Raw genomic sequence first — 3617 nt, forward strand, 5'->3', positions numbered from 1 at the left:
CCTGAAATTCCGAAACTTAGCTGTCCTCTGGGGCCGCTAGGGATTGGGATAAAGCCCGCACCCTGCGCATAGCGCGGGTGTCGGGTAGTTTACTTAGACTCACTTAGAATGAAGGCTGAGTCGCCAGGGGATCCCTGCAGGCTTGGTTTAAGACATGCGTTGAGGTTGCGATGACGGATGCCTCTGGGTCAGAACGATTGAAGCGAGCGAAAGGTATTTCTGAGGGTACGCCCTCATCTCTGCCGGATCACCTCATCCGGGCCACGGCGGCAGAAGGCAAAATCCGAGTGGTGGGCTTGGTGGCCACCCAGGCGGTACAAGAGGCAAGGGAGCGGCACAAGCTCTCCTATGTGGCGACAGTGGCCTTGGGGCGGGCCATGAGCGCAGCCCTGTTGCTGGCGGCCAACTTGAAGCGACGCCAGGCGCGGATTAACCTGCAACTGAAAGGGAATGGCCCCTTGGGCAACATCTGGGTGGATGCCGGCTTGGATGGCACGGTACGCGGGTATGTGAGCAACCCCGCCATTGAGCTTCCTCTCACTGCCGAGAGCAAGTTGGATGTGGGCCAAGCCGTTGGGCGCTATGGCTACCTCCATGTGCTGCGGGATCTGGGGTATGGCCAGCCTTACACCAGCGCGGTGGAGCTGGTTTCGGGAGAGGTGGGAGACGACATCACCTACTACCTCTCCTCCTCAGAGCAGATTCCCTCGGCAGTCCTTCTGGGAGTAAATCTCGACTCACAGCGGGTACGCGCCGCCGGCGGAGTGTTGTTGCAGCTGATGCCAGGGGCGCCGGCCAGTCTGATCCCAGAGATGGAAGCCCGTTTGGCCAAAGTGGAAGAATTTAGCCCGATGTTGGCTTGCGGCGGCGGCTTGCGGGAGCTGTTGCAAATCTGCCTGGGCGACTTGGATCTGAAAATTGCGCCGGAAATGCGCACCATCCGCTTCTACTGCAAGTGCAATTCCGACCGAGTGAAGGGGGCCCTGCGCATGCTGGGGCGGGACGAGTTGCTCGATATGATCCACACCGACAAGGGGGCAGAAGCGGTTTGCCAATTCTGCAACGAGGTCTACCGCATCTCGGAAGACGAGCTGCGCTCGATTGTGGCGGAGATGTCGGCCACCCCCTGATGGCACAATGATGGCCAACTACGGGATCCCGATTCTGACACCTCTCGATGTTGTCTGAGCCCCCGGTTGAGTTGGTTGAATTATCGGTTGTTGTCCCCTGCAAAAATGAGGCGGACAACCTGGAACACCTGTTTGAGCGTCTGCGGCAGACCTTGGATCCTTTAGGGATCCCCTACGAGATCATTTGTGTCAACGATGGCAGCCAAGACGACACACTGGAAAAGCTGATCGCCTTTCACCATCAGGATCCCCGCATCAAAGTGGTGAACCTTTCCCGGTGTTTTGGCAAGGAGATCGCCCTCACCGCCGGCCTCGATCACGCCTCTGGTCGAGCTGTTGTTCCCATCGATGCCGACTTGCAAGATCCGCCGGAGCTGATCCCGGAGATGCTGCAGCAGTGGCGGCAAGGCTATCAGGTGGTTTATGCAGTGCGTCGCAGCCGCCGCGGGGAGAGCTGGCTAAAACGCTTTACAGCCAACGGCTTCTATTGGTTGATTGATCAACTCAGCCAGGTGCGGATCCCGCGCAATACGGGGGATTTTCGACTGCTGGATCGGCAGGTGGTGGAGGCAGTTAAACAGCTGCGAGAGCGCACCCGCTTTATGAAAGGGATCTTTGCCTGGGTGGGCTACCGGCAAACGGCCATTTTTTACGATCGCGCCCCCCGCTTTCGCGGCAAAACCCAGTGGAACTACTGGCGGCTGTGGAACCTAGCCATAGAAGGCATCACCTCTTTTAGCTCTTGGCCGTTGCGGGTGTGGAGCTACATAGGGTTGGCGATCTCGGTTCCAGCCTTTTTGTATGGCCTTTTTCTCATCATCCGCACCTTGCTCTTTGGCTCCGATGTACCTGGCTATGCCTCTTTAGCGGTGATGATCTTGTTTTTGGGCGGGATCCAGCTGATCAGCTTGGGCGTGATTGGCGAGTATTTAGGCCGCGTTTTTGAAGAAGTGAAAGGCCGCCCCCTCTACCTGGTCGATGGCACCTTTGGGTTTGAGACCCCACGACCTTCCCCTGCCCTAGATTCAGTACCTACGCAAAAGCTAGGATGAAAAGTCATCTTTCAGAGTTTTGGATCCCGAGGCAACATAACTTTGGTACTCGCGTATAAAGATATCTTTCATCTCTTCTGGAGATAGCTGGATCCCTTGGATTTTGGCGCGGGCGATGGCCTTCATCAGCTCGATATAGGCCAGGCCCAGAGAGAGAGTGAGGGTGGCTGCCGTAGTGGATTGGATAGCGCTGCCTACAATCCCCGGGCCGGGAATCATCTTCAGCAAGTTGGACACAATCGTTCGCCCGATTGCTGTTGTAATTGTAGTGCCTGCCAAAGCGGCTATCAAAGAGTAGTAAAAAGAAGGGGAAGCCTCGAAGCCAAAAATAAAGCTGATATTGGCAATCATGCCTGCTTGGGCTGTAACCAACAGAGGGGCATCTGCAAAGGGAAGGGGCACTGCCCCGATAAACGCTGCACTGGCCACATAGCCTGATACGTACTTAAAGGCAGCCTCGGCTTTGAGATCCACCCGCAGCAATTGCTGGCGGATAAAGGCAAGGCGAGCCACTTCCGGCAAAAGCTCTAGCGTGCAGCCAATTAGGTGCTCCAGCCCGTGGGCAGGAATGGTAATTTGCCGGTTAATCGCCTTGTTGCGGGCCAAAACGGGAACAATGTAGCGGACAGGCAAATTTTGATGCTGCAAATACCGGAAAAACTCGCTCTCTTCAGGATTGGGATATTCCAAGCATTGGGTTAAGACCAAGATGACGGGAACGTCTTTGAGTTCCAACTCCTTTAGCCATTTGCGTTCAACTTCCTCCAACCGCTTCAGTTCGTGGTGGAGGCAGTACCAAACAACATGGATGTGATGTTCAGGATCCTTAAAGCGCAGCTCCTCGATAAGCTGGGAAACCTCCAGGCGAACTTGCTGATTCTGTTCACCGTCTAGTTCCATGCCAGGTGTATCGTAGATGGTGATTGGGCAACCTGGCTTGGAATACTGACGAATGTGGCGGGTGACGGGGCTGCCAACACCGGTACGGGCTAGCTCATCTCTAAACACTGCATTGATCAAGGTGCTCTTGCCCACCCCGCTTTTGCCAATGACCAGGATGTTGCAGTGGCCCAACTCTGTCTGCGCCTCTAGGAGGTCCTTCTGTAGTATCTGAGACACCGAATTCCAGAAAGACTTAAAGGCTTCTGGCTTCTCGAGAGATTCAGAAGCTTCTGGGATGCCTCGGGCACGGTCAACAATTTGGCGGGTTAGGTCAGTCAGTTTCTCTAAGAAGGATGGGCTTTTCTGAGACATGCTTCTTGCTTCTTCCCCTAAGGCCGATAGCCCCACAAAGGTAGTTCAGGGCGGATCCTACTGCCAAGTTTCTTCCGATACCGGAGAGTAAACTACCCGGCTCCGACCGCTAAGCGGTACGGAGCGGGCTTTCAGTAGCCCTGAGCCTGCTCTGCTCTACCAGAGAACAAAACAGGCCCGA

At 55.5% G+C, this 3617-nt stretch carries 3 protein-coding genes; 2 read left to right on the plus strand and 1 reads right to left on the minus strand.

From position 1 onward, the window contains the following. The first annotated feature begins 239 nt into the window (after positions 1-239). Together hslO and ACVW0C_RS14175 are read left to right on the plus strand one after the other, a co-directional pair. Positions 240-1130 (plus strand): Hsp33 family molecular chaperone HslO, encoded by an 891-nt coding sequence (gene hslO, locus ACVW0C_RS14170; protein WP_414406715.1) that lies wholly within the window; start codon positions 240-242, stop codon positions 1128-1130. A 47-nt stretch (positions 1131-1177) separates the two neighbouring features. Further along, the gene (locus tag ACVW0C_RS14175; RefSeq protein WP_414343206.1) at positions 1178-2182 is read left to right on the plus strand and encodes a glycosyltransferase family 2 protein; all 1005 of its coding nucleotides are present in this window, start codon (positions 1178-1180) and stop codon (positions 2180-2182) included. Here ACVW0C_RS14175 and ACVW0C_RS14180 read toward each other — a convergent pair. After that, positions 2174-3436, minus strand: coding sequence for a YcjF family protein (locus ACVW0C_RS14180; RefSeq protein WP_457386037.1), 1263 nt, complete (start codon positions 3434-3436; stop codon positions 2174-2176). The genes ACVW0C_RS14175 and ACVW0C_RS14180 overlap by 9 nt on opposite strands. Between the last annotated feature and the right edge of the window lie 181 nt (positions 3437-3617).

The organism is Thermostichus sp. OS-CIW-26, from assembly GCF_054058395.1.

Excerpts from the sequence above, each read along its gene's own strand:
- ACVW0C_RS14175 (WP_414343206.1), top strand. The coding sequence starts at position 1,178 with ATGTTGTCTGAGCCCCCGGTTGAGTTGGTTGAATTATCGGTTGTTGTC.
- ACVW0C_RS14180 (WP_457386037.1), bottom strand. The coding sequence starts at position 3,436 with ATGTCTCAGAAAAGCCCATCCTTCTTAGAGAAACTGACTGACCTAACC.